The organism is Paenibacillus sp. sgz302191 (assembly GCF_057749925.1).
Map to the genome: position 1 here is coordinate 268509 of NZ_JBYLHY010000003.1, position 22535 is coordinate 291043.

Genomic DNA, 22535 nt, shown 5'->3' on the forward strand with positions numbered 1-22535 from the left:
GCTTTTTTCTCATTTAAAACGCGCCAGCAGAGCCCAGCGCCGCTGTTGTCTGCGGCTGTACCGCGGCAGGCCGCGGTATATGTCCAGCGCCTCGCGGAAAGACCGCTTGGCATCCGCGGTGCGGCCCAGCTTGTCGTACAGCTGCCCGAGGCGGTAGTACGCCTCCACCGAGGAGGACTGCACCTCGCGGAACCGCTCCATGTAAGCGGCCGCTTTCTCCGGCGCAACGCCGGCCAGCGCTTCGCCGAGCCGCAAATACGGTTCCCCGTATTTGACCCGCGGGTTCAGCTCCAGCGCCCTGAGCACGAGCTGCTCGCCCCCCGCCAAGTCGCCCAGCTTCAGGCGGCAAAGGCCGAGCTCGGCGTGCACATCCGCCGAATCTTCCATGACGGCAATCGTCTGCTCCAAATAAGGCACGGCTTCGCCGTACTTTTTCCGTTCGATCAGAATGCGGGCAAGCTCCAGCTTGGCGGACGTGTTGTGCGGATTGGCATGCAGATCCTGTCTTAATCGGGAAGCTTTGCGGCCGAGTTGGAAAGGTCTGAAAATATTCGGGGTCAACCCGACGAATCTCCGGTCCAGAACGTACAAAATAGCGAGCAAAATAAGAAGAGCGATAAAAGGATTTCCGGTCAAATACCACAAAAATCCGAAAGCAAAAATTTTACTCAAAACGATAACCCTCCCGTGCGAATAATACCGACCGCTAGTCGTATACAACTTACTATATTACCATATTTTCCTTGCTCCGGTCATTCCCAAATAAAAACAGCCTCCGGCTATGAAACCGAGACTGTGCCCAGAGGCTCTCAGCGACCCATTACGTGCCGTACGGCATCTATCACCTGATACGGGCTGAAAGGCTTGGCAATAAAATCTTTGGCGCCGAGCTCAATGGCCTTTAAAATAAAAGACTGCTGCCCGAAGGTCGAGCACATAATGATTTTGGCCTCGGGATCGGCGCCCAAAATCAGCTTTAACGCATCCACACCATTCATCTCCGGCATGGAAACATCCATGATCACCACATCCGGTCTGACTTTCGGATACGCTTCCACAGCTTCCTTGCCGTTGACCGCCAGATGAATGACTTCAAAACCATGCTCAGTCAAAATAGATGCAAGCAGTGTTCTCATAAGCGGCGCATCGTCTACGATCATAATACGAGTCATTCGTCATATCTCCCCGCGATTTACAGTACTTCCTTTTTTATCATAACGGTTTGAAAAGCGCAATGGATGAGTTATTCGAGATTTTTATCGGGTGATGCTATAATGAAAAGAAAAGGAGATTACATATGAGCGATTCGCAAACAAACCTATGGATCAAAAGAAAAGAACTCGGAAGATCCAAGTATTTGCTTTATTACGGCGTGCTCCCGTGGGGCCTGGGATTGACGTTCATCATCGAAATCATCGAATTATTGTACACACATGAAATCATCTGGAACTGGATTCCCGTCCGCCTGATCGTTTTTGCTCTGGCCGGATTTTTCGTCGCAAGCACCCGCTGGCAGTCCATGGAACGAAAATATGAGCCCGCCCCGGAAGAACGGCCATAGGAGTCTGTCCGCAGCACGCTCTTTATTGCCCGTGAGCATTTCCATCCCCGGACTCATTGATCGGCATATTCGGCGCGAACCACAGTTTGCGAAAATCAATCCATCCCAAGTCGTTGAGCGCCACTCCTTTGAGCGAAGCGTGATATGTCGTTTGAAAAGAGCGGTGCAGCACGAACAAAAACGACTTTTCCCGTTGAAGCGCCTCGACCATCTCATCGAGCTTGCGAATGCGCTCCCGCTGGTCGTCCTCGCCAAGCAGAGCGGCAATTTCAATGTCCACGGACCGGGCCAGTCCGCCGTTGAGATGGGCCCGGATGTAGCTGTTGCTCTGCTGGAGCGTTTCAATGACGTGCAAATCGTAGTCGCTCTCCATCACGTTCTGGTACAATATCATATCCGCCTTGCGGATATGTTCCAGCTCCGTCATTCCCGTCTCGTCAAGAATCATGATTTCGATTTTGATACCTGCCGCTGCGCATTGGTCGCTGATCCACTGTGCATCTTCCTGATGCGGTTGATACACGTAAATGTGAACCGCGCTGCCGTCATAACCCATTTCTTCCAGCAGCCGCCTCGCCTCTTCCAGGTCATACAGTTGAACTCCGGCTAACGGTTTGGCATCCGGTATAAAGCTGACCGCAGGTTTTTCCCGGTTTCCTTCCAGCTCACGCGCCATCCGCTCCCGATCGAGCAGCAAATCGACAGCCTTGCGAAAATTCAGATGCTGCTGCGGTCCCGGCTTGTTCACATTAAAAGTCAGCAGGCTGCAGCCAAGAATCATCTGATCGATGCTGTGCCATTCCGGGCCTTTTTTCCCCAGATGTATAGGCTGTCTGCCGTTCGTGTAGCCGCACAGCACCTGAATCAGATTAGCGTTCGGGCCCGCGTCCGACAAATCCTTCGGCAAAAGCCAAATTTCAATCTGATCCAGATGCGGCCTTACATCAAAATATCGATCGAATGCGCGAAGCCTCCACGTGTATTCGTCGCTGCGCTCCAGCCGGAAAGGCCCTGTTCCGATCGGCACCCGCGCGAACAAATCCTCGTGGCCAAAACAGACTTCCTCCGGAACGACGGACATGGACACAAAAGCAAGCTGCTTCAAGAACAGCGCATTGGGCCGTTTGAGACGGATCACAACCGTGCTTCGGTTCATCACTTCAATCGCATGGATGTTTTCCGTCAGCCAGCTTTGGCTTGACGCCTCCCCGAGCTGCTGAATTCTTAACAGGGAAAACCGCACATCACTCGCCGTCATCTCTCTGCCATGATGAAACATCACGCCCTTGCGCAAATAAAACGTCCACGTCAATCGATCCTCGCTTACCTCCCAATAGTGCGCCAAATGGGGTTCGATATCCGGCTTCTTCTGATCATACCGGACGAGCGTATCAAAAATCTGATAAAGCAAATTACAGTCAAAAGCAAAAAAAGCATGCGCAGGATCGAGCGAGACGATCGGCTTAAATATCGGGAACCGCAGCGTATCCGCCGAGTGCTCTTCCGGCCCGTTTTCCCGGTAGCCGAAATAGCTGAAAATCCAATCGATGAACGAGTCCTGCAGCGCATCCCCTTTTTCCATCCGATGGATAAGCTCGATCGCTCCCTTGTAATCTCCTTTGCCGGCTAATTCCATAATGTGCTTGGTGACCATCTCTTCGATCGATCTCAAAAAAACAAGCTCCGAAGCGTTGCCTCTCCCCCGCCCCGGAGACCAGGCGATCCAGCTTTGCTCCGACATTTTTTTCAGCAGCAGCTTGACATTGCGCGTTGAGCAGTACAGCACCTCAGCCAGTTCCTCCAGCGTGACGCGTACCGGCTGCCCTTCCTCCACATGCCCGAAACATCCGCGAAGCTCCAAATAATGCGTCATTAGCTGCATCTTATCCGTCCTATCCTTATGCCCTTACAAAAGGGGAAATTCATAAAGTAAATTATACTCTTTTTCTTCCCCTTATACCAGTTGTATGCTGTTGCTACAAGGAATTGAAAGGAGGTGATGGACATGTTACCCAACATGATGTATTCGTCGGAGAAAATGATGCAGTGGCAGCAGCGGCAATTGGAAAAAGAAGCGAAGGAGCTATGGATGTGGAGATCGATCAAAGAGCCTGCAAAAAAATTGCATATAATGATGATAATTAGCCTGTTTTTCTTCGTTTAATCAGGACGCCGAGCCCGACTGCCAGCACAGCCAGCAAGACGCCTATGGCATCAACCGCCACATCGATGGGATGACCGGTTCTTTGAGGCACAAAAGTTTGATGCCATTCGTCCGATGCGGCATAAATGATTGAAATCATAAAGGAGGCGAGCAGCGCCATGGATGCTTTCATCGGTTTAGAGAGCAAAGTGAGCGACCAGAGCAGGGCAAGGATCGCGTATTCGGTGATATGCCCTGCTTTTCTGATAAAAAATTCAAGCAAGCCGATCGGGTCCTGCCAGCCCACTACCTCATGATCGTAAGTAAACTCCCAATGAGGCAAATTGCTGAACGCATCCGATCCCGCCAACCATTCCGTCAGAAGCGGCCGCAGGCTCTGCTGCTGATACGTCTCAGCCGATTTGATAAAAATAACCGCCATCCAAATAACGGAAGCGGCCAACCATATGTAAAAACGAACAGAGTTTCTTCTATGCATTTCCAGTCTTCATTCCCCTTCTGCTTGTCCCCCAGCGATTGATTTCTTGCGGATGCTGAGCAATGCGAAAAATTCGATTGCCATCAAATTCACGGCCGAAACCCCGAAAAATGTGATCCCGAACATCATCCGAAACGGGTCGTGACTGACGGATTTCCACCACAGCATGGCTGCCGCCGTCATGCCTATATTCAATGCCGTTGAGATCCAAAATGAAAACTGCAGCCTGTCCGTCCTTCGCATCATCCAGACACCGAGAATAAACGGAACCGCAAACGCCGCCCCCAGAAAAATCCAGTACAATAAACCGTTCGACACTCCAGCCCCACTCCTTTAGCCAAAACTTGTCTATTATTCTAGGTTAGCACGAACCGGGAACCGAAAACAACGTTTCCAAAACCATTGCAACAAAATCGTCATACACAATCATTTTAGGACCTCGAATGATCAGGTCTGAGGTCATCGGGAATTTCGAGGCCCGCCTTTTCGGCCTGGGCTATATGGTATTTCGCCAAGGCTTCGTCGGCAAAATCACTTTCGCTCAAATATATTTTCGCCAATTCGATATGGGCGAGAGGATACGACTTATCCGCTGCGGCGTTAAAATAGGCTATGGCCTCGGCGATATTTTTGGCAGTGCCCAAGCCCTCGCTGTAAAATATCCCCATATAATACGCCCCAAAATCGCCGCCGTCTTCATAATCGCGCTGGAAATAGTGCATCGCCTTGTCATAGTTCCCTTTATAGTAATGCAGGTAGCCGAGCCAGTCATTGTGAGGTGTGCCGAATGCTTCACCTTGTTCGTAATGATATATCGCTTTATCGATATTTTGAGATACAAGCTGCCCTTGAAAATACAATTCGCCAAGATTGTTGTTTGCGATCGCGTTGCCATTGTGTGCGGCCCGGCCCAGCCAGTACAGCGCTTTTTCCGCATCAGGGGCCGTACCCGTACCGTTGCTGTAGCACATGCCCAAGCCGTTCATGGCGTATATGCTGCCTGCGGCTGCGCCTTTTTCGTACCAGTAAAAAGCCTTATTCTCATCGAGGCAGCCCTCTATGCTGTAATAAATATAGGCAAGAGTGTTCATGGCTGGAGCGTAGCCCTTTTCGGCAGCAAGAGTATTATAGCGGATGGAAGTTTCAAAATCGTCCGTTTGAAGAGCATCCAAGCCCAAGTCGTGTAAAGTCTCCACCGGTGAATATTCATCCATGCCGCCATCATCGGTAACATCTGTTTTTGCATAGGCCAGCAGGCGATTGCGTACGTTGACATCAAAATAATAGTCGTCATATCCGCTCTCGATTTCTTCCAGCACCAATGCTTTATCAGCCCTCGAAAGCCCGTACGCATCCGCTGTAAAAACTTCGGAACCTTTAAAAGCATAAGCGAAACCGTTCAGAGGCATTTTCCGGGTTACAAGATCGAATTCATAGCCGCTCAAAAGGTTATCGGGCAAACACATAATGCACCATGCCCCGTTCTGCTGCAAAGCAAAATAGTGTTCATACAGCCAAACGATTTTATTGTAATGATCCAAAGGAATTAACCACGACGGATGAGCGATGTCTCCTCTAAAAACGCCTTTTTCCCCATCCTTTTGCGCCAGTACCAGGTTGCTTGTACTTGCATCGACATTAACCTGCATATCAATCAGCGCATCGTATTCATAGGGCAAAAGAAAGCTTTCCTGCTGCATGCCCAGTGCTCCGTATTTTTTCCCTTTGCGCAGTATAAGCATATTGGAGAGGCCGGTTTGCCGGTTTATTTTATCGAAGCCCGATGCGAGCACGGTTCCGTCTTTTTTGTACAGCGTGTTATGGTTCACATTTTTGTGCGCTTTTACCAGAATAAGTCCATCGCCGATGCATTCCAGTGCAGATACCGGAAATTCGCCTATATATGTAAAATTCCCGTTAAATATTTTCCGGTTTTTTTGCCCTTCGATTGCCGTGTGGTAAAAGCGGTCACCGCTCTCGAAAGGGGCGTCGTGTTCAAAATTTATAATTACCGAACCGGAATTATCAAGCACTCCCCATTTGCCATCCAGCTTGGCCGTAAAATAACCGTCGTAGCCGAGCACCTCCAAGCTTTCATACTGCATTTGCGAAACCGGCTGGCCTTTGATGTCGATCAGACCGAATTTGTCATTCAGTTTGACAATCGCCGAAGCGGAGCCATATTCAAAATCGAAGGCATCGTCCCATACCAAAGGGATGGCAATATGGCCGGATACATGTACATAGCCGTACTTTCCGTCCTTGACGACAACGGCAAGATCTTCGGATCCGAAGCTGTAAAACGCCTCAAATTGCGGGCTGAGCACCACATTGCCGGACTTGTCTTTAAGCCCCCACAAGCCATTTTCTTCAAAGATCAGTTCATCGCGATCTTCTTCAGATTGCCAAATATGTTCCCACCCATATTGGTAATCCTCATAGTTGAGCAGCTCGGCGAACGACTTGAAGCCGGGGCTTACGTCCCTGAAATCGGAATAGCGCAGCATCGAAATATCGTCGTTTTCCATCGCTCTTGTAATGATCTCATTGTTATGGTTAATGTTGGACAGCCAAGTTTCCGCCTGCTCGGCGTGAGGGATATCGTCCATATTGAACACATCCCAGGCATCCAGGTGGAAATAGGGGAGTTCCAGCTTTTCGAGGTAGTGCAAAAGATTGTTTTTCGCTTCAATAAAAGCTTCTTTATTTTCGATCAACGATTCCTGCTTCTCCAGGAAATCATAAAACCGCTTCATATTTTCGATACCCGTCCGGGTATTAAAATACAGTCCGGTATTGTCCAACTCTGTATGGTTGTTGTAATTATTGCCGGCGGCGAACCCTCCGTCGACTAAGAGCGGCTGCAATAAAAGAGGCATTTCATAGCCCCACTCCATCATCATCTTGTCGGTACTCTGCGCTTGAGAAGGTTCGCTGACATTGTATAAATATACTCTGTGTGACATCGTGTTAACGGCTCCCTCTGCACTTTAATTTTACGTCTTGTTTCATCGTAACATGAGCCGAATAAGCGTTTCAAATTATTGACAGATTGCCCCCCCGAAAAACGGCAAAACAAAAAACGGCATTTCTGCCGTTTACGTTTATGGTGCCGGTACCCTGCTGCATCCCCGGTAACTTCCGCTCCAAAATATTTGGCAAGCTACACAGCAGCAGTCCCCACCGCGGCGGTCATAACCCATGCATCTGATCCAGCTCGCTCTTTTGACGCAAGTGATGACGGAAATGCATATCGACAAGGGCAAACCACTCCCTCGCGTTCAACCAGCCAAAGCCATCATGATTGACTTTGCAATTTGGACTTACAGCATCTATTTTCACTTCCCATTCTTTCATCTTTTGCTGCACTTGATCGAGTCCGCGCATAAGGTCTTCTTTACTATCCGAATTGCTCGGCGTGTTTTCCGGCCCGTCCGGCAGCTTGATTTTAATCGGCGGGAAACCGCCGATTTTGAACAAATGCTCGCCGGCCTCCGTCTTCCCGAGCTCTTGTTCTTCGCGTTCAGTCGCGCAAATTCCCACTTTGTCAAGGTAATCAAGAGCAGTGAGAATCATGTGGTTGTACAATTGGCCGAGAGACCAAACCCCTTGCGCGGGTATATACCTAAGCTGCTCCATGGAATAACTATGTAAATAGCTTTTGTATGTTTCAATCAATTCTTGATCACTCAATCGGGAAGCACTCCTTTAACGTTTAATTTTTGCTGGCGCTACTCGTTAAACCTAGGATTAATAACTTTCCCTTATCATATCACGCAGTACAGCATAGGAGTTCTTCTCAATTGCTATTTATCCCGATTGTAGCGACCTGGCAAGACGAAAGCCAAGATCGTCGATGCGAAATGTAGGGTGACTGCGGCGGCGGCACGTCGCTCCACAGCCCCGGGCCTCTTCCGCCCAGCTTCCGCCGCGAAAAACTCTGTAGGAGCCGTAAGCTTTTACATCGTATAAATCCCAACACCACTCCCAAACATTTCCTAACATATCATAGAGCCCCCATGCATTCGGCAGCTTTTTACCGACCTCATGCACCATGCCCTCAGAGTTTTCGCGATACCAAGCTATTTCATCAAGCTCACCGTACCGGTAACCGCCCGTTCCCGCTTTACACGCATACTGCCATTCCGCTTCCGTAGGAAGACGATATCCATCCGCCTCCCAGTTGCAGACGACATTCTCACCATCATCGCTTACCGAGTAACATTCCAGTAGACCCGAATGCCGAGAAAGCAAATTACAAAAGAGAATAGCATCATTCCATGAAACACCCACAACCGGAGCCTGTGGTTCGTCATGAGGTCCAGCTGGCTTTTGCACGATCGAGCCATATAACGCATTAGTAACAGGAACCGGTGCAAGCAAAAAAGAATTCACCTTGGCCGTCCATGTCTTCTTTATTCGATCGTCTCTTAATTCAATTTCACCTGCAGAAATTTTCACCATTGGATACTCAGCATCACTACGCTGCACGTTTGACACCTATTTTCCTCCCGTTCCAAACTTTCAAGCGAGAACCCCCGCGTTCAACCTATAATTCCCGTTATCAACTGCAGACCTATGCCGGTGCCGCTAATCAAAAACCTATGAGATGATCTGAGCTGCTCAGTTCGTGCAACGCACAGTAAAGATCGTAAATAACCCAATCTTACCACCAGACCTCAATTCGTTCCAGACATTCTCTAAAAGCTCTTTCGGTCGATGCTTCAACCCTTTTCGCCTGCTTTCCTTGTCCCCGATACCTTATCCGCTGGCATGAGCATAACGGCGATCATGGCAAGCGCCGCCGGGACGAGCGCCCATAGGAAAGTATGGGCAATCGACGAAGAGAGAGAGTTGATGATTATGTCCAGTGTCCGCGGAGAGAGTTGAGCGCGATGACCCGGTGTCAATGCTGAGCGCGGGTCGATCAAGGAGTTTTCCGAAATCCCCCCTAATCCTTCGAAAGACTCACCCAGCTTGCGATTAAAGATGTTCCGCTGTATGATGCCAAAAATAGTGATTCCTATCGTCATGCCCAGCGAGCGAATGAACACGACAGATGAAGTCGCGGTTCCGCGCTGCCGCATATCAAAGGGATGGACCGCCGATTGCATCAAGACGGACATGGACACGCCGATCCCCATCCCGGTTACAATCATGAACACCGTTGTCATGAAACGCGAAGAAGCCGGCGACAAAAGACTAAGCAAATACATGCCGGTACCGAACAACAAGGCGGAACCGATCATCAAATTCCGGTAACTTATTTTCATTGTCAGTCTGCCCCCGATTTGACTAAACAGGACTCCGGCTACCAGCATCGGCATCAGGATCATGCCAGAACCGGTCGCCGATTCACCAAATACACCTTGAATAAAGATGGGCACATATACCGTTGCAATAACAAAACCCGATCCGTAAAAAAAAGCTGCTGCGATGCTGGCCGTATACAAGCGGTTTGCGAACATGCGAAACGAAATGATCGGCGCCTCCGCCTTCGTTTCCGCGATTACAAATCCGGTTAGCAGGATAACAAACAACAGAATAAGACCGATTATTACGCCGGAGTCCCAAGCATAACGGCCGCCACCAAGTTCTAGTGCGAACATAAGGCAGACAACCGATCCGATCAACGTTGCCGCTCCGCGCCAATCGATCTTTTGCCTGGAATGCGCAAGCGATTCTTCATAGAACAGTACAATAAGCAGGCAAGAGATTATGCCGAACGGCACATTGACGTAGAAAATCCAATTCCATCCAAGGTGGTCCGAAATAACGGCTCCAAGCATCGGACCGAAAATACTGGATGCGCCGAACACAGCTCCGGATATACCCGAAATTTTCCCTCGTTTTTCCGGAGGAAATATATCAAACAGGATCGTTAATGCAATAGGCATAATGGCTCCGCCGCCAATACCCTGAATCGCCCGAAACGCGCTGAGCTGAACAATGCTTGATGCAAGCCCGCATAGAATGGACCCAATTAGAAATACAACTAGACCAAATACGAAGAAACGTTTGCGGCCATACATATCGGATAACTTTCCGAAAATCGGGGTGCCTGCCATCGAAGTCACCATATAGGATGATGTAACCCATACGAAGTTCTCCATCCCTCCCAGATCTGACACGATTGTCCCCATCGACGTTGCGACGATCGTATTGTCCATCGATGACATCAAGATTCCCAGCATTAATCCGGCGACAATATAGTTGGTTTTCTTTGCTTGCTCGGACATAAGCGATCACTCCTCAAAAAGAATCCATTCGGTTTGTTGCGCTTCCCTTCAAACGGATCATGCGGTACAATAGAATTACAAAGGTTAGATATATTAAGCAACCTTATTAATATGGTTGCTGATAGTAAGTTTACTTATTAATTATTTATCCGTCAAGGAGTTTTTTCATGTCCAATATGCCGTTTTCATCGGAAGAATCCGTCTCTTCGGAAGTCGATGCGCTTGATGCGCTTATTCGTACTGCCCACTATATCAAGCACGAATTTGAGCTGCGCCTTTCCTCCATGGATCTGCCTGCATTTTTAACCGGGCCGAGACTGCGCCTGTTAATAACCGTTTCCGAATCGGAGCCGGTCAGAATGAGCGATTTGGCCGCGGCGATGGACATCAAGGCCATTTCGGTTACCCAATTCGTCGATGCCTTGGAGAAAGAACATCTGCTTGTCCGAATACCCGACCCCAAGGATCGCCGAGCGATGCTGGTCAAGCTGACGGACATTGCTCCGCCTCTCATTGAACAAGGACGTGTAGCCGCGAAAAAAGTGAAAGAGGATCTGCTTAAACCATTGCCCATGGATTTGCGCACCCAGCTTATCGATATCCTCTCGCGGATCATCTCGCATGAAAAGATCGACCCTGAATAAGATATCTCGTTATAACTGCTGACGAAGCCTTTTCGCCGAAGTAAATCGCAGCGGAAGTTTTTCTTCCCCTCAAAGTGAAGCCATGCATTGAAGCTCGTTCCGATTAGTTTCATGCTCATTCAGCGCTTTCGCGGCCTTTTATTAATGTCTAAATCAGTTGTGGTATTCGGGATAATGGGGTATACTCTAACCAAATCGAATCGGCGTGAAGCACATGCCGCTTTAATACGAGCGTCCGTTTACGGCTACCGTATTGGAGCGGCTTTTTACTTGCTGACAAAAGGGGGAATCTGCATCAATGGGCTTCTTTACGAAAACTTATGAGGAATGGCTGCAACGACATATTGCAAACGAGAAAAAACCAAGAAGACGCGAAATTCTTGAGAAAGGATTGACCCACAGCTCCGTGGAGTTTCTACGATCCTGTTGGTATCCGGCAGTCGGAAATTTGGATCATCTTTACCCCGAATGGGAGGTCAGGGATATTCATAATTCCATGCGTTACCTGGATCTGGCGTATATGCCGGGAGACGCCAAGGGCTGCATTGAAATTCAAGACTACCGATCCCACGCCAGAGACATCGGTGTTACACGCTTCAAGGATTTATGCAAGAAGCACTCCATGCTAATTCTTGACGATTGGACACTCCTCACCGTTGCCTATCTCTCCATCGTCGAAGAACCTGAATTTTGCAGACAACTTGTGCTTGCCTTTATCGGAAAATTCATTTCCACTCCTGTGTCATCCGACTTGGATTGGGCTGAAACTGAAACAATTCGATTCGCACGCCGATTGCTGCATCCTTTTACTGCTGCCGAACTGGCTGGTCATCTCCGTCTTTCCGATCGTCACTCTCGACGTATATTGCATGGATTAGTCGAACGAAATTTGTTAACGGTAGCCAGCGGGAAGCAGCGATATCGAACTTATCAATTACGATGGGAGCGTAGGTGAATTTTGTAAGACCAAATCTTCTAACGGACACAGTTGCGCCTATTGAGGGAAATCTCGACCATTTAGATTTCTAACGGACACAGTTGCAGCTATTTGGTGAAAATGCCGCTTTGGGGGGCGGTTCGGATTAAATAAGCGCTGTGGTGACCGTTATAATTTGAAAACGGCTGCTTTTAGCAAATTAACGTCCCTAGTGTCCGTTAGGGTATGGCGTCCTGGGAATCGATCCGCCAAACGCAAAAAACACGCCTTAATGGGCGTGTTGGGGGTGTCATGTTTGAGATGGAGGCGACCGAGAGCCACTCCAATCCCCAAGGAACACTAAATGGGGGCGTAACAAGTACGCTTGCAGACATTGCGATGGGTGTGGCTTTCGGGACGACCCTTCAGCCGGATGAGAGCTTTACGACCATTGAATTAAAAATCATTTTTTTGAAACCGGTATGGAGTGGTACGATCAGGGCGGAATCGAAGGTAATGAAGAAAGGACAAACCGTAGGATTTATTGATTGCAGTGTATTTGACAAAAACCAAAGTCTTGTGGCCTATGCAACAAGTACTTGCATGATCCTTCGTGGAGATAAAGCAAAGGGAAGGTAACATTTTATGGATTTGCCGTATCTGAATAGGTATGGTGGAGCCTAGGAGTATTGAACCCCCTGACCTCATCGCTGCCAGTGATGCGCTCTCCCGCCGTGGTCAGTTTCACTGCCCCAATTTGCCTAAGGACGAGAATCTGCATTCATTATCAGGAATCTTAACACTGTTTTAAGCTTTTCCGGTTTCGTCTTTCGAGGATCTGACAAATAAATCTCCCGATGAATTTTGCTGGTACGGATATAACCATTCTCTTCACAGAATGCTTCCATTCGAGCAAAGCTTTTCGGTTCATCGTCAAAGCTGCCGATATGCATCATTTGACAACACAAACCTTCATCCACATGCTCAAACCGGACTTTCTCAAGGTACGGATTCGGTTTTTTCTTTTTCGTCTGTTCTAGAAACCGCATAAACCATTTTTCTGTCAAAAAATCGGGTTGGCGTATCATAATCGTATACTTCAAATTGTTTTTGTCCGTCGCCGGCTTGGTCCGATCAAGCAAGTCCCACACGCCCTCAAGCGGAAAAACCGTATATTCGTAGTATCCAGCCGGCACATCGTCACTTTTGTAAGACATTCTCACCGCATAACTCAAACTGTACAAAGCTTCTACCGCCCTGGAAAATTCCTCACCGTTAGGGTTTCCAGAACCACTGACCATAAAAAAAGGCATCCTCGGGACTTTCACAATTTCCGGTAACATATCAGGCATATAGAGTTGGTTAAAATCTTTCTTGTAATCTATCTTTTTATTCAAAGCCTGTCTCTCCTTTTGTATGGTTTTTGTATATATTAACATTTAGAAACTGACAACTGTATGTCATATTCAAACGTTCATGTTACGATTGTAGTTACTTAAACCCGTGAAACGCCTCTCTATTTCAGGGCCCATCAAAAAAAGAAAAACCACTTCCATCGCAAACCGGTTTGCTAATCTATATTGGTAAAGCCAAGGCATAAAAAATCCACCTTGTCGGTGGATTGAATTTTTATATTGGTGGAGCCAAGGGGGATCGAACCCCTACTCTTGCATGCCATGCAAGCGTTCTCCCACACTTGTCGGTTTCATTGCCCCAAACTTTTGCTCCATTCGGCCACCCTACGGAAACTTTCTTCCTCCGAAATATCCTCAATTCGAGTCATAATTGACCATCTGATTCCGAACGGGTCCAGAATACTGCAATACCGATCCCCTGAAATAAAGTTCGTTGTTTGCTCTCTGACGCTCGCTCCGTTGGCTAGGGCCAAGGAAAAGGTACTGTCAACGTCGGAGACATATATTCCTAAAGAATAGCACGCATCGCCTTCCCCTGGCGGTAAAACCAATCGAAAAGCAGGGTTAGCGGCTCCCAGTTGCAGAAACCCGTTGCCAAAATCGATTTCGGCATGAATAATGATTTTATTGCCTTCATCGCCAATATCTGTCACACTTTTCGCTTTTGCCCCAAATACGGTTTCGTAAAAGGCAATCGCTTCAGCCGGATTATTCACGACGATAAACGGTGTAATGGCCGTGTACCCGTTTGGTTTCCCATTTGTGGTATATTTTCCGGTTATACCTTCATTGTTTCTGTCATTCGTCATTTCCATTCCTCCATTTCTTCTGATCGTCTCTATTATAGGAGCTCCGCGATTCCGATGTATTGTAAAAAGGCGACACCGCAGACATTAATGGCCGCTTCGGCTCACCCGAATCTATAGCAGTAAAAGACGTTGACGTCATGTATGAAGATGGGTATCCATTCGCTCCGTGCAAAACGAGCGATGCTTGAAAGTATACCTTGTCTTTGTAACACTAAGGTGATATTATGAGTAATAAAGGTTACATTGTTGAGGGGGAAATCCATTTGGCATCTGAAGTAACACAGTTGGAAAAAAACAGGACAACATTCATTAAAAGAAGCCTGATTGGTTTTGCAATATGGCAGCTGACATATTTGATTCGGTATCTACATTTAGACACCGTCAAATTAATCACAGGCTTCACTGCCATTATTTCTGTTATTGGTGGGATTGTCTGGGCGTATTACCTCATAAAAATTGTCCTGTTATCGTTTCTCATGCAAAAGAAGCGCCCATTGGCCATATCATTAAATAATGAGTATTTTCAAATGATTCGACTTAAGAGCTTTACGATAGGCTTTTGGGTTATTTTGGGGTTGGTAGGGATTTTATTTACGCTCAGCTTGTATGTTGCATTAAATATCCAGCTTGTTTTACACATATTGCTCGTCGTTGGTGTCATTTCTCCCCTAGTAAGTTACTTAATCCTTGACAAAGATGAGGTTCTCGGCGATGAGTGAAGATGTTCTAGAAAATACTATAAAGGTGCAACGAGCCAAAATGAATTTGACACAAGAACAGCTAGCAGAATTGATTGGGGTCACCAGAAAGACGGTCAACACGATTGAAAATGGCAAGTTCATACCGAGTACAGTGTTAGCCATTAAGATGGCAAGAGTTTTTGGTCTTCCCGTCGAAGAATTGTTTATTCTGAAATAACGTGGGACTGAACGCCTTTGAGGGGGCACCGAAGAACGCTCCGTCCGCGCGGGACGAACCCGCCAGGGGTTCTCTCCTGCCTAAGGCTCACCATATACAAAAAAAGCAGCCGTATCGGCTGCTTGGTTGTTTATATGTGGTGGAGAATAGGGGGCTCGAACCCCTGACCTCATCGCTGCCAGCGATGCGCTCTGGCGCAACAAGGAATTCGTCGGCTGGGTGGATGATGCCCTAAGGCAATCATGATCAAGACATGCTGTTCAGATTGTACGGCGCGGTTATTTCTCCAACTCGTAGCGGGCCGCGATTACGCCTGACTTGAACGTTCGGCTGGACAGCAGCTTGAGCTTGATTTTCTCGCCGCCGCCGTCGAATACCGATTTTCCGCTGCCAAGGACGACCGGACAAATCGTCAGCAGGAATTCGTCGATCAGGCCGAGCTCAAGCAGCGTCTTCGCCGCACCCGGGCTGCCGAAGATGACGAGATTTTTGCCAGGTTGTTCCTTGAGCGCCTTAATTGCCTCTGCTATATTGTCCTTGATCAGCATCGTATTGTTCCATTCCGCCTTGTCCATCGTACTGGAAATGACGATCTTCTTCACATCCTGCAGCCATTTGGCATGCTCCAAACCGTGCTTCGAAGCATTCGGATTGTCCAGCACCGTGGGCCAGTAGCCCTCCATCAATTGATACGTTGTGCGTCCGTAAACAGGAGAGCCGACTTCGGCTACGACCTCCTCGGCGTATTTCTCGAATTCCTCGTTGTATGGAATCCAATCCAGTCCTCCGTTCGAATCCGACGCATACCCATCCAGCGACACATGCATGAACAATACTAGTTTCCTCATATTCGTTTCTCCTCCGATTTCGAAATTATTTTGCCGATTTTTTGGCCGGTGGCCCGTGTTTCGTCCTGCCGTTATGTTCACTATAAATCATTACGTTAAGTAAGGTTCAAGTGGAAATCTAAATCTTTTTGAAGCTTTGTCACACAAAATAGCATAGAAGAAGTATTTAAAAGAACAAAAAAAACGACATCTCTGCCGTCTGTGTGTGGTATTGGTGGAGAATAGGGGGCTCGAACCCCTGACCTCGTCGCTGCCAGCGACGCGCTCTCCCAGCTGAGCTAATTCCCCATATATTTCCAATCAAGGAAACGTATTACATCGTTGCTGGTATTCAATTTTTGGAGCAATGTAGCTGACTGCGCCGCTCTCCCAGATGAGCTAAGACCCCTTATTGATGTCGACTTTTCGAATTATACATGAAAAATTTAGAGTATGCAAGCCCCTGCGCAAAAAAGTTTTGAGAGGACGTGCATCGAGCAGAATCGAAGGTTTCATTCAATTAATTTTTAGTACCGAGAGAGCCCTTCCGGCCAGCAACCGGATAGGGCTTTCTCATTTAAATGGGAGCAATCCCTTATCCCCCGGGCTATTCGGACAGCCGGGAATCGCTCCCCGGCCCCGGAGGCTTCACTCTTTTCGGTCAATCATTTTCTGCGCGAAATCGGGATCGTCCAGCAGCGGCCGCCTGTTTCGGAGCGGATTGCGGCAAGCGTGTCCTGCAAAAATTTCGTCCTGCCACGGGGCGTTCCGCCGTATTCGTCACTGCGGAGATTCGTAATCGGCGACAGGAACTGGTGAATCAAAAATCCATGAGCCGCATGTACCTCAATCCCGTCAAAACCCGCCGCGATGCTGCGTCTGGCGGCTATTCGGTAATCTTCAATGAGGGCCTCGATTTCGGAGACCGACAATTGCGCAGGCTTTCCGTACGAATCGTCATATGGAATTGCGCTTGGGGCAATGAGCCGTTTCGTCACTTCAGGCGCCGACTTTCTTCCTCCGTGGGACAATTGAACGAATACGGGTGTATGGTGGGCATGGACGGCATCGGTTACCCTTTTCAGCGCATCGGCGTGCCGATCCGAATAAATGCCTATATCGTTAGGCACCAGCCTGCCGTTATCGGACACGGCCGTCGATTCCACGATCATTAATCCGATCGCTTTTGCCCTTCTCGAGTAATGCTGAATATGATGCTCGGTCGCATAGCCTTCCGGCGAGCCGCTGTACTGCTGCATAGGCGCCATAATTAGCCGGTTGCGCAGCTCGACGCCGCCAATGGCGAGAGGGGTATCAAGGTTAAGTGATTTTGTCGCGATCATTCATTATCCACTCCTTTAAAATCTCTTTCAATGACATTTTATAAGGTTAGGAATATAATTTACATATATAAATCATGTTATGTTGGAGCAATTATCTTTATATTAAAGTTAAAAATACGATTTCAGCACACAAAATAAAGGGGAACAATCGCTATTGACAAAATCGACAGTAAAATTTTATCGCTGCTGCATGAGAATGCGCGAATGCCAGTTGCCGAAATCGGCCGCACGATCGCGATGACACAGCCTGCCGTTACCGAACGGATACGCAAGCTTGAAGAACAGGGGATCATCGCCGGCTACAAAGCGGTTCTATCGCCTAAGAAGCTCGGCAAAGACGTCACGGCGTTCGTGCTGTTCAAAACGAATAATTGTCAGGACTTCCAGGAATTTTGCTCGCAATCCCCGGATGTCGTCGAATTGTACCGCATCAGCGGGGAGTATAATTTTATGCTGAAAATAATTACCGCATCGATGGAAACGTTGAGCGCTTTTCTCGATTCGTGCGGTCCGCACGGTTTCTCTTCGACGCTGATCGTGCTTTCCGCGGCGATTGAGAACAAGCGCCTGATCGCTGAAAATGGCGAATAAATGTATAGCTCTGGGTAATTTCACTCTGCGAAGTCGATGCCTATTGAATTGAAATCGAGGCAATACTGCCGTTGGTTTTGAAATCCGACGTGTAGGCGATGGTTGCAGTTGCGGAGGTGATCGCTCCATTCGGTCCTGTAATCTTGATAGTCGGTGCTGAAGAATAGCCGGAACCTGCATGGATTATCGTGACCCCGCTTAAGATACCGTCCTTGACCGTTGTGGCCAGCAAAGCGGGCGTTCTTTTCCAAACTTCGCCTTTGACGCCGCTGTAGCGGTAGTAGTTGGATACTTCATCCAGGCGTTCGTTGGTGATGCCGTACGGTTTTAGCACCTTCATCAAGGCTGCTTTGTTGGATCGCGCCTGTTCCGATGTCGGGCCGGAGCTTCCGGCGCCTGCCGGTTTTACGCCGCTGAAAGCTTGTCTGAATACATCGTCAGGGACGCCGAGCGCGGCAGCAATGAGCACGATCGGCCTGCCATGATCCTGCGGGTCCGTATTATACCCTCCGGAAATAGCGATGGTATATCCGTTCTGATCGGTTGTGATGCTGCTGTCGTTTTCGGTTGCGGGGCCTGCGGATCGCTGTGGAGCGGCATGAACCGGATCAGATTTCTTAGCGGCTGCCGCCTCCGCTCTGGTTAAGGATTGAGAACCACTGGCGAATGCCAACCATACACCTGCGCTGCAAGCGAACAGTAAAGTCGGGACGATGATAAATTTTTTGATTTTCAATTTGTGTTCTCCTCTCACATTGGGAATGACTGTGTTAGGAGTCTGTCCGGTGAACTCGTTTACCCCGCATGCACAAAAGTAACTCCCTCGGATTGACTCCTAGGGATAGATTAATGCACCAATGTGTCAGGAAAACGTCAAGAAGCCGCTAGTTCCCAAAAATGCTTCAATGCCTAACACTGCTTGGGCAGCAACAGCTGGAACGCGGTGCCCCCGGGAGAGCTGTTTTTTAGATGAAGCTGGCCTTTCATCGCAACAGCAAGCATCCGGCTATAGGTCAGGCCGAGTCCTAGGCCGCCAACGGATAGCTTTTTACGCTCGCCCCGGTAGTATTTTTCGAAAATATGAGCTTGCTCGGCTTCCGGTATGCCGGGACCGTCGTCCCAAACGATGACCTCATAGGTTTGGTCCGAATATTCCGATAGCGTTATGCCAATATGCCCTTGACCTTGGAACGCCTGTTTGCTATTGTTCAGCAAATTCACCACGATCTGCTGAATGCGGCTGGCGTCCCCCATGCACATAAAAATCCGGTCTGGAATATCGACCGTGGTCTCTATCCCTTCTTCTTGATCGAGCTGCCCCCACTGATAAGCGATTTCGCTCAAAAGCTTGCCCAAATCAATCGAATCCTCCCGAACTTTGATTATGCCTGAAGCAAAAGAATTAAAGTCCAGCAGATCGGCGACCATATGCTGAAGCCTGCGCGTCTGCTCAAGGGAGATGTCCAGGAACTCCTCCGCCTCGCCGTCCGTAACTACCTGGTCGCGAACCGCGCGGATCAAGCCATGAATCGAGGCGACAGGTGTCTTCAGCTCATGGCTGACGCCAGCCAGTAATTCCGTACGCAGCTCTTCCAGCTGTCCCAGACGCGAAGCCATTGCCTGGAAGGACAAGAGAAGATCGTGAATTTCTTTCTCCTTCACATTGGCAGGGACGGTTACATTGTAATCGCCGGCTTCCATCTTGTTGAGCGCTTCGGACAGTTGGATGATCGGTTTTCTTAAATTCAACGACAGGAAATAGATGATCGTCCAGCCAAGCAAGCCCGCACAGAAGAGCAGTGAGATAATCAAAATGTAGTTTTGATTGACATCGGAGAGTTCAAGATAGCTGTAGGCAATAACGATCGCGCCGATAGGGGAATTTTTGTCCATCACCGGTGTCGTTACGACAAAATCCTCCCCGAATCTCGCTGCACGCAGTCGGTCGGTCAGCTCCGGCTTCGCTTCGATATTCAGCGAGGAACGGCCGGGGGCGCTTGGGGGCGCTTTTTTGACAAAAACAGGGGTATCGCCGCGCTCGAACACAACGAAACCGAATTGTCCGGGAATGGAGTATCGCCGCTGCGTACGGTCAATCCATTCATACAAATCGCCCGGAATGACGATGCTGCCATGACCGTCTGTCACATATTGGGCTGCCGCTTGGGAAAATTCCTGGAGAGCATGCTTCCGCTCGTCGATAGTTTCCTGCCGGATATAGAGAATGGATACAAGTCCGATGGCAAGCAGTCCCAAGAAAAGAGTAAGTACATAACGAAACGTCCAACGACTGAGCAGCGTCCGGCGCCTAATTGGATGTGTTGGCATAAAGCTGATATCCCGTCCCGCGCAATGTTCTGATTTCCCCTTCTTCCGGCGGCCAGTGAAGAAGCAGCTTCCGCAGACGCTTGATAGCCAGGTCCACGGCCCGGTCACTGCCTTCATAATCGATGCCCCATACCTTCTCAATCAGCTGCTCGCGGTTGAAAATCTGGTTCGGATGCTCCGCCAGAAACATAAGAAGCGACAAATCTCGGGGCGTAACCGATAAAGTCGCTCCGTTCAGGAAGACGCTGCGGGACTTGAAGTCGATGCGAAAGCTCCCGAAACTGACTTGATCCGAACCGACCAGAGAGTGGGACGGGCGTCTAAGCACAGCATGAATTCTGGCAATGACTTCGTCAGGCTCGAACGGCTTCGACATGTAGTCGTCCGCCCCTTCGTTCAGTCCCGTAATCCGGTCGCCGACACCGCCCCTGGCTGTCAGCATAATGACAGGGCATACGCTTTTGCTGCGAATATGCTGCAGAACCTCCCAGCCGCTCATTCCAGGGAGCAGCACGTCAAGAATGACAAGAGCCGGCTGTACCGAACCAAAAGACTCCACGGCCTGACAGCCGTCCCGGAAGATAAGGCAATCAAATCCGGCCTTGCGGATATACGCCGCGAGAACCCGGGAAATCGCGTCCTCGTCTTCGACGATCATAATCGTTTTCATTCGATATCCTCCAATACGGCGGTCTTTGGATGAATTATACAACCCCGGATTTGGAATAGCCAGATGCAATCCTGATGATTCTTCTTGGAAATTTCCAGGAGCTCACCAGAAAGCGGCAAAAGTGCATCTTTTTGCTCCTTGATCCTCTAGTCGCGAAATATTCCTGCAAATCTGCAGGCTTTTGCCCAAGCTGCCAGGCCGTATCGTCCCAATACCCATTGACACGTTACCATTTGGTAACTTATTATATGGGTGACCCATTAATTGCCGTCCGGCGACGAAACGGAGCACCTAATTTCCGGGAAAGGCGATGTGCAGCGTGAAAACTTTCTTCAATATAATGACGAACGAAGAAGTCAAAGCTTATTTGAAAAGAATCAGTGTTGCAGAAATGGAGCCGCCCACCAAAGCCTATCTGTTTGAACTGCATAGAGCTCATGTAAGTAACGTTCCGTGGGAAACCGTCGATATTTTTGCCGGAAGATCGGTTTCCATCGACGTCAAGGAATCGGTGCAGCTTATCATTAACCGCAGAAGCGGTTATTGTTTTCATCTCAATGGCGCGTTCAGCACGCTTCTCCGCTCCTTGGGCTATAAAGTTTCCTGGCACAGGGCCGGGGTCCAGCCGCTCGGGGAAGAGCCTCGCGTCAATTCGTTCCACCTCGGACTAACGGTCGACTTGGCAAATGAATCGCAGAAAGAAGAAAAATGGATCGTCGACGTCGGTCTCGGAGACATGCCATTCGAACCTTTGCCGCTTCAAACAGGAGTTTATAAGCAGGGCCCACTCGTTTACAAGGTCATGGAGTCGGCTGTAGTTGACAATGGCTGGCGGTTGGAGCATGATTCTGGCGCTTCGTTTGCCGGAGTCGATTTTGCTCCAGAGGTCATATACGATATGAATGAATTGAAGCCGAAACACGACCATTACTGCCAGTCGACGGAGTCACCCTGGATCAATCTGTTTCTTATCCGGCAAAGACATGCAGAGGGAAGCAATGAACTTAGAGGCTGCATATGGAGCAAAAGAGATAGCGCCGGTATTGAAAAAACGGAGATTCGGACGAAATCGCAATGGCTCGAAGTTTTGGGAAATATTTTTGGCGAGCATCTGGTTCGTTATAGCAGCCGGGAGCGGGACGATTTATGGAAAAAGGTGCAGAAAAAACACGAAGAGTGGAAACAAGCAAAAGCTCTGTAAACGTCGTGCAAGCGGGAGCCATTAGCGGCTTCCGCTTGTGTCGGCCAAAAGACAACGGCTTGTGCACCGCGTGCAGCACTGCCTGAAGGAAATCGTACAGGCGCTGGAACACCGTAGCATTGAACAAGCGAGAAAAGTAAACGCTCGCGAATCCCGGGCGCGCGTTGTGTCGCCGACGCATGGCGGCGGTCAGAATCCCTTTACGGAGTATGCGATCCCCAGCATCGATGAACGCAGCCGCCAGCAGTTTCGCGGCGTACACCGTCTGGCGGAGTAACTCCATTAATTTTGAAAGTAAAATCTATACTTTTTTGGTATCTTATGCGTTTATCTATCCTTATAATATAGAAATGTAAGCGTTTTATTTATGTTCTTATCCATGTGAGGAGGTGGGATGACAACTGCGGCAAAGCGGTATCAAGGAAAGATGA

The 22535-nt window shown here is 48.8% G+C and carries 26 protein-coding genes and 2 tRNA genes; 10 read left to right on the forward strand and 18 right to left on the reverse strand.

Annotation, left to right across the window (positions count from 1 at the left end; genetic code table 11):
• Nucleotides 1–9: 9 nt before the first annotated feature.
• The gene (locus AC3G2T_RS06105) at nucleotides 10–672 is read right to left on the reverse strand and encodes a tetratricopeptide repeat protein (RefSeq protein WP_474679513.1); all 663 of its coding nucleotides are present in this window, start codon (nucleotides 670–672) and stop codon (nucleotides 10–12) included.
• 137 nt (nucleotides 673–809) lie between these two features.
• Nucleotides 810–1172 (reverse strand): response regulator, encoded by a 363-nt coding sequence (locus AC3G2T_RS06110; protein ID WP_474679514.1) that lies wholly within the window; start codon nucleotides 1170–1172, stop codon nucleotides 810–812.
• 125 nt (nucleotides 1173–1297) lie between these two features.
• Between AC3G2T_RS06110 and AC3G2T_RS06115 the strand changes: the two genes are divergently transcribed.
• Nucleotides 1298–1561, forward strand: coding sequence for a hypothetical protein (locus tag AC3G2T_RS06115; protein WP_474679515.1), 264 nt, complete (start codon nucleotides 1298–1300; stop codon nucleotides 1559–1561).
• 22 nt (nucleotides 1562–1583) lie between these two features.
• On the opposite strand, the gene AC3G2T_RS06120 is transcribed toward AC3G2T_RS06115, so the two are convergent.
• Nucleotides 1584–3443, reverse strand: coding sequence for an ABC transporter substrate-binding protein (locus AC3G2T_RS06120; RefSeq protein WP_488434871.1), 1860 nt, complete (start codon nucleotides 3441–3443; stop codon nucleotides 1584–1586).
• A gap of 123 nt (nucleotides 3444–3566) precedes the next feature.
• On the opposite strand from AC3G2T_RS06120, the gene AC3G2T_RS06125 reads away from it, so the two are divergent.
• Nucleotides 3567–3725 carry a hypothetical protein gene (locus AC3G2T_RS06125; protein ID WP_474679517.1) on the forward strand — a complete coding sequence of 53 codons (159 nt, stop codon included), beginning with the start codon at nucleotides 3567–3569 and terminating at the stop codon, nucleotides 3723–3725.
• Here AC3G2T_RS06125 and AC3G2T_RS06130 read toward each other — a convergent pair.
• From AC3G2T_RS06130 to AC3G2T_RS06155, 6 genes are all read right to left on the reverse strand, one after another.
• A complete protein-coding gene (locus tag AC3G2T_RS06130; protein ID WP_488434872.1) occupies nucleotides 3703–4203 on the reverse strand; it encodes a VanZ family protein in 501 nt (166 codons plus the stop codon). The genes AC3G2T_RS06125 and AC3G2T_RS06130 overlap by 23 nt on opposite strands.
• A gap of 9 nt (nucleotides 4204–4212) precedes the next feature.
• Nucleotides 4213–4521: a hypothetical protein gene (locus AC3G2T_RS06135; RefSeq protein ID WP_474679519.1), complete on the reverse strand. Its 309-nt coding sequence runs from the start codon at nucleotides 4519–4521 to the stop codon at nucleotides 4213–4215.
• A gap of 113 nt (nucleotides 4522–4634) precedes the next feature.
• Nucleotides 4635–7169 (reverse strand): SEL1-like repeat protein, encoded by a 2535-nt coding sequence (locus AC3G2T_RS06140; protein ID WP_488434873.1) that lies wholly within the window; start codon nucleotides 7167–7169, stop codon nucleotides 4635–4637.
• A 226-nt stretch (nucleotides 7170–7395) separates the two neighbouring features.
• Nucleotides 7396–7896 (reverse strand): DinB family protein, encoded by a 501-nt coding sequence (locus AC3G2T_RS06145; RefSeq protein WP_488434874.1) that lies wholly within the window; start codon nucleotides 7894–7896, stop codon nucleotides 7396–7398.
• A gap of 117 nt (nucleotides 7897–8013) precedes the next feature.
• Nucleotides 8014–8703 carry a formylglycine-generating enzyme family protein gene (locus AC3G2T_RS06150; RefSeq protein ID WP_488434875.1) on the reverse strand — a complete coding sequence of 230 codons (690 nt, stop codon included), beginning with the start codon at nucleotides 8701–8703 and terminating at the stop codon, nucleotides 8014–8016.
• A gap of 224 nt (nucleotides 8704–8927) precedes the next feature.
• Nucleotides 8928–10442: an MDR family MFS transporter gene (locus AC3G2T_RS06155; RefSeq protein ID WP_488434876.1), complete on the reverse strand. Its 1515-nt coding sequence runs from the start codon at nucleotides 10440–10442 to the stop codon at nucleotides 8928–8930.
• Between the two features lie 167 nt (nucleotides 10443–10609).
• Between AC3G2T_RS06155 and AC3G2T_RS06160 the strand changes: the two genes are divergently transcribed.
• The 3 genes from AC3G2T_RS06160 (at nucleotide 10610) to AC3G2T_RS06170 (ending at nucleotide 12641) form a co-directional block, all read left to right on the forward strand.
• Entirely contained in the window at nucleotides 10610–11086 is a 477-nt protein-coding gene (locus AC3G2T_RS06160; protein ID WP_488434877.1) for a MarR family winged helix-turn-helix transcriptional regulator, read from the forward strand.
• A 298-nt stretch (nucleotides 11087–11384) separates the two neighbouring features.
• Complete coding sequence (locus tag AC3G2T_RS06165) at nucleotides 11385–12041, forward strand: transcriptional regulator (RefSeq protein WP_488434878.1); 657 nt, start codon at nucleotides 11385–11387, stop codon at nucleotides 12039–12041.
• Between the two features lie 273 nt (nucleotides 12042–12314).
• A complete protein-coding gene (locus AC3G2T_RS06170; protein WP_474679525.1) occupies nucleotides 12315–12641 on the forward strand; it encodes a PaaI family thioesterase in 327 nt (108 codons plus the stop codon).
• Between the two features lie 122 nt (nucleotides 12642–12763).
• Here the strand turns inward: AC3G2T_RS06170 and AC3G2T_RS06175 are convergent, their stop codons facing one another.
• The 3 genes from AC3G2T_RS06175 to AC3G2T_RS06185 form a co-directional block, all read right to left on the reverse strand.
• Entirely contained in the window at nucleotides 12764–13399 is a 636-nt protein-coding gene (locus AC3G2T_RS06175) for a GyrI-like domain-containing protein (RefSeq protein ID WP_488434879.1), read from the reverse strand.
• Nucleotides 13400–13637: 238 nt separating this feature from the next.
• Nucleotides 13638–13730, reverse strand: a tRNA-Ala gene (locus tag AC3G2T_RS06180).
• On the reverse strand, nucleotides 13708–14226 hold the full coding sequence (locus tag AC3G2T_RS06185; protein WP_488434969.1) for a VOC family protein: 519 nt from the start codon (nucleotides 14224–14226) through the stop codon (nucleotides 13708–13710). Before AC3G2T_RS06185 ends, AC3G2T_RS06180 begins: the two co-directional genes overlap by 23 nt.
• Nucleotides 14227–14489: 263 nt before the next feature.
• Here AC3G2T_RS06185 and AC3G2T_RS06190 point away from each other — a divergent pair, with 263 nt between their 5' ends.
• Both AC3G2T_RS06190 and AC3G2T_RS06195 read left to right on the forward strand, forming a co-directional pair.
• Nucleotides 14490–14945 carry a hypothetical protein gene (locus tag AC3G2T_RS06190; protein WP_488434880.1) on the forward strand — a complete coding sequence of 152 codons (456 nt, stop codon included), beginning with the start codon at nucleotides 14490–14492 and terminating at the stop codon, nucleotides 14943–14945.
• On the forward strand, nucleotides 14938–15144 hold the full coding sequence (locus AC3G2T_RS06195; RefSeq protein ID WP_160043326.1) for a helix-turn-helix transcriptional regulator: 207 nt from the start codon (nucleotides 14938–14940) through the stop codon (nucleotides 15142–15144). The genes AC3G2T_RS06190 and AC3G2T_RS06195 overlap by 8 nt, the downstream gene beginning before the upstream one ends.
• A 278-nt stretch (nucleotides 15145–15422) precedes the next feature.
• On the opposite strand, the gene AC3G2T_RS06200 is transcribed toward AC3G2T_RS06195, so the two are convergent.
• The 3 genes from AC3G2T_RS06200 to AC3G2T_RS06210 form a co-directional block, all read right to left on the reverse strand.
• Nucleotides 15423–15992: a dihydrofolate reductase family protein gene (locus AC3G2T_RS06200; RefSeq protein ID WP_488434881.1), complete on the reverse strand. Its 570-nt coding sequence runs from the start codon at nucleotides 15990–15992 to the stop codon at nucleotides 15423–15425.
• Nucleotides 15993–16204: 212 nt separating this feature from the next.
• Nucleotides 16205–16280: transfer RNA gene (locus AC3G2T_RS06205), tRNA-Ala, on the reverse strand.
• Between the two features lie 356 nt (nucleotides 16281–16636).
• Nucleotides 16637–17314 (reverse strand): oxidoreductase, encoded by a 678-nt coding sequence (locus AC3G2T_RS06210; RefSeq protein ID WP_488434882.1) that lies wholly within the window; start codon nucleotides 17312–17314, stop codon nucleotides 16637–16639.
• A gap of 153 nt (nucleotides 17315–17467) precedes the next feature.
• Between AC3G2T_RS06210 and AC3G2T_RS06215 the strand changes: the two genes are divergently transcribed.
• Nucleotides 17468–17905 carry an Lrp/AsnC family transcriptional regulator gene (locus AC3G2T_RS06215; protein ID WP_474679532.1) on the forward strand — a complete coding sequence of 146 codons (438 nt, stop codon included), beginning with the start codon at nucleotides 17468–17470 and terminating at the stop codon, nucleotides 17903–17905.
• 40 nt (nucleotides 17906–17945) lie between these two features.
• Here the strand turns inward: AC3G2T_RS06215 and AC3G2T_RS06220 are convergent, their stop codons facing one another.
• The 3 genes from AC3G2T_RS06220 to AC3G2T_RS06230 form a co-directional block, all read right to left on the reverse strand.
• The gene (locus AC3G2T_RS06220; protein ID WP_474679533.1) at nucleotides 17946–18641 is read right to left on the reverse strand and encodes a hypothetical protein; all 696 of its coding nucleotides are present in this window, start codon (nucleotides 18639–18641) and stop codon (nucleotides 17946–17948) included.
• 173 nt (nucleotides 18642–18814) lie between these two features.
• On the reverse strand, nucleotides 18815–20233 hold the full coding sequence (locus AC3G2T_RS06225; RefSeq protein WP_488434883.1) for a HAMP domain-containing sensor histidine kinase: 1419 nt from the start codon (nucleotides 20231–20233) through the stop codon (nucleotides 18815–18817).
• Nucleotides 20214–20903, reverse strand: a complete 690-nt coding sequence (locus tag AC3G2T_RS06230; protein WP_488434884.1) for a response regulator transcription factor — start codon at nucleotides 20901–20903, stop codon at nucleotides 20214–20216. Before AC3G2T_RS06230 ends, AC3G2T_RS06225 begins: the two co-directional genes overlap by 20 nt.
• Before the next feature lie 340 nt (nucleotides 20904–21243).
• Between AC3G2T_RS06230 and AC3G2T_RS06235 the strand changes: the two genes are divergently transcribed.
• On the forward strand, nucleotides 21244–22104 hold the full coding sequence (locus AC3G2T_RS06235; RefSeq protein WP_488434970.1) for an arylamine N-acetyltransferase family protein: 861 nt from the start codon (nucleotides 21244–21246) through the stop codon (nucleotides 22102–22104).
• Between the two features lie 37 nt (nucleotides 22105–22141).
• Nucleotides 22142–22381 carry a hypothetical protein gene (locus tag AC3G2T_RS06240; protein WP_474679536.1) on the forward strand — a complete coding sequence of 80 codons (240 nt, stop codon included), beginning with the start codon at nucleotides 22142–22144 and terminating at the stop codon, nucleotides 22379–22381.
• Nucleotides 22382–22535 lie beyond the last annotated feature (154 nt).

Bases quoted from the DNA above. Each gene is read 5' to 3' on its own strand.
- AC3G2T_RS06225 (WP_488434883.1), bottom strand. From the start codon at position 20,233: ATGCCAACACATCCAATTAGGCGCCGGACGCTGCTCAGTCGTTGGACG.
- AC3G2T_RS06155 (WP_488434876.1), bottom strand. From the start codon at position 10,442: ATGTCCGAGCAAGCAAAGAAAACCAACTATATTGTCGCCGGATTAATG.
- AC3G2T_RS06230 (WP_488434884.1), bottom strand. From the start codon at position 20,903: ATGAAAACGATTATGATCGTCGAAGACGAGGACGCGATTTCCCGGGTT.
- AC3G2T_RS06165 (WP_488434878.1), top strand. From the start codon at position 11,385: ATGGGCTTCTTTACGAAAACTTATGAGGAATGGCTGCAACGACATATT.
- AC3G2T_RS06110 (WP_474679514.1), bottom strand. From the start codon at position 1,172: ATGACTCGTATTATGATCGTAGACGATGCGCCGCTTATGAGAACACTG.
- AC3G2T_RS06195 (WP_160043326.1), top strand. From the start codon at position 14,938: ATGAGTGAAGATGTTCTAGAAAATACTATAAAGGTGCAACGAGCCAAA.
- AC3G2T_RS06200 (WP_488434881.1), bottom strand. From the start codon at position 15,992: ATGAGGAAACTAGTATTGTTCATGCATGTGTCGCTGGATGGGTATGCG.
- AC3G2T_RS06130 (WP_488434872.1), bottom strand. From the start codon at position 4,203: ATGCATAGAAGAAACTCTGTTCGTTTTTACATATGGTTGGCCGCTTCC.
- AC3G2T_RS06120 (WP_488434871.1), bottom strand. From the start codon at position 3,443: ATGCAGCTAATGACGCATTATTTGGAGCTTCGCGGATGTTTCGGGCAT.
- AC3G2T_RS06140 (WP_488434873.1), bottom strand. From the start codon at position 7,169: ATGTCACACAGAGTATATTTATACAATGTCAGCGAACCTTCTCAAGCG.
- AC3G2T_RS06160 (WP_488434877.1), top strand. From the start codon at position 10,610: ATGTCCAATATGCCGTTTTCATCGGAAGAATCCGTCTCTTCGGAAGTC.
- AC3G2T_RS06125 (WP_474679517.1), top strand. From the start codon at position 3,567: ATGTTACCCAACATGATGTATTCGTCGGAGAAAATGATGCAGTGGCAG.
- AC3G2T_RS06115 (WP_474679515.1), top strand. From the start codon at position 1,298: ATGAGCGATTCGCAAACAAACCTATGGATCAAAAGAAAAGAACTCGGA.
- AC3G2T_RS06170 (WP_474679525.1), top strand. From the start codon at position 12,315: ATGTTTGAGATGGAGGCGACCGAGAGCCACTCCAATCCCCAAGGAACA.
- AC3G2T_RS06235 (WP_488434970.1), top strand. From the start codon at position 21,244: ATGACGAACGAAGAAGTCAAAGCTTATTTGAAAAGAATCAGTGTTGCA.
- AC3G2T_RS06185 (WP_488434969.1), bottom strand. From the start codon at position 14,226: ATGACGAATGACAGAAACAATGAAGGTATAACCGGAAAATATACCACA.
- AC3G2T_RS06210 (WP_488434882.1), bottom strand. From the start codon at position 17,314: ATGATCGCGACAAAATCACTTAACCTTGATACCCCTCTCGCCATTGGC.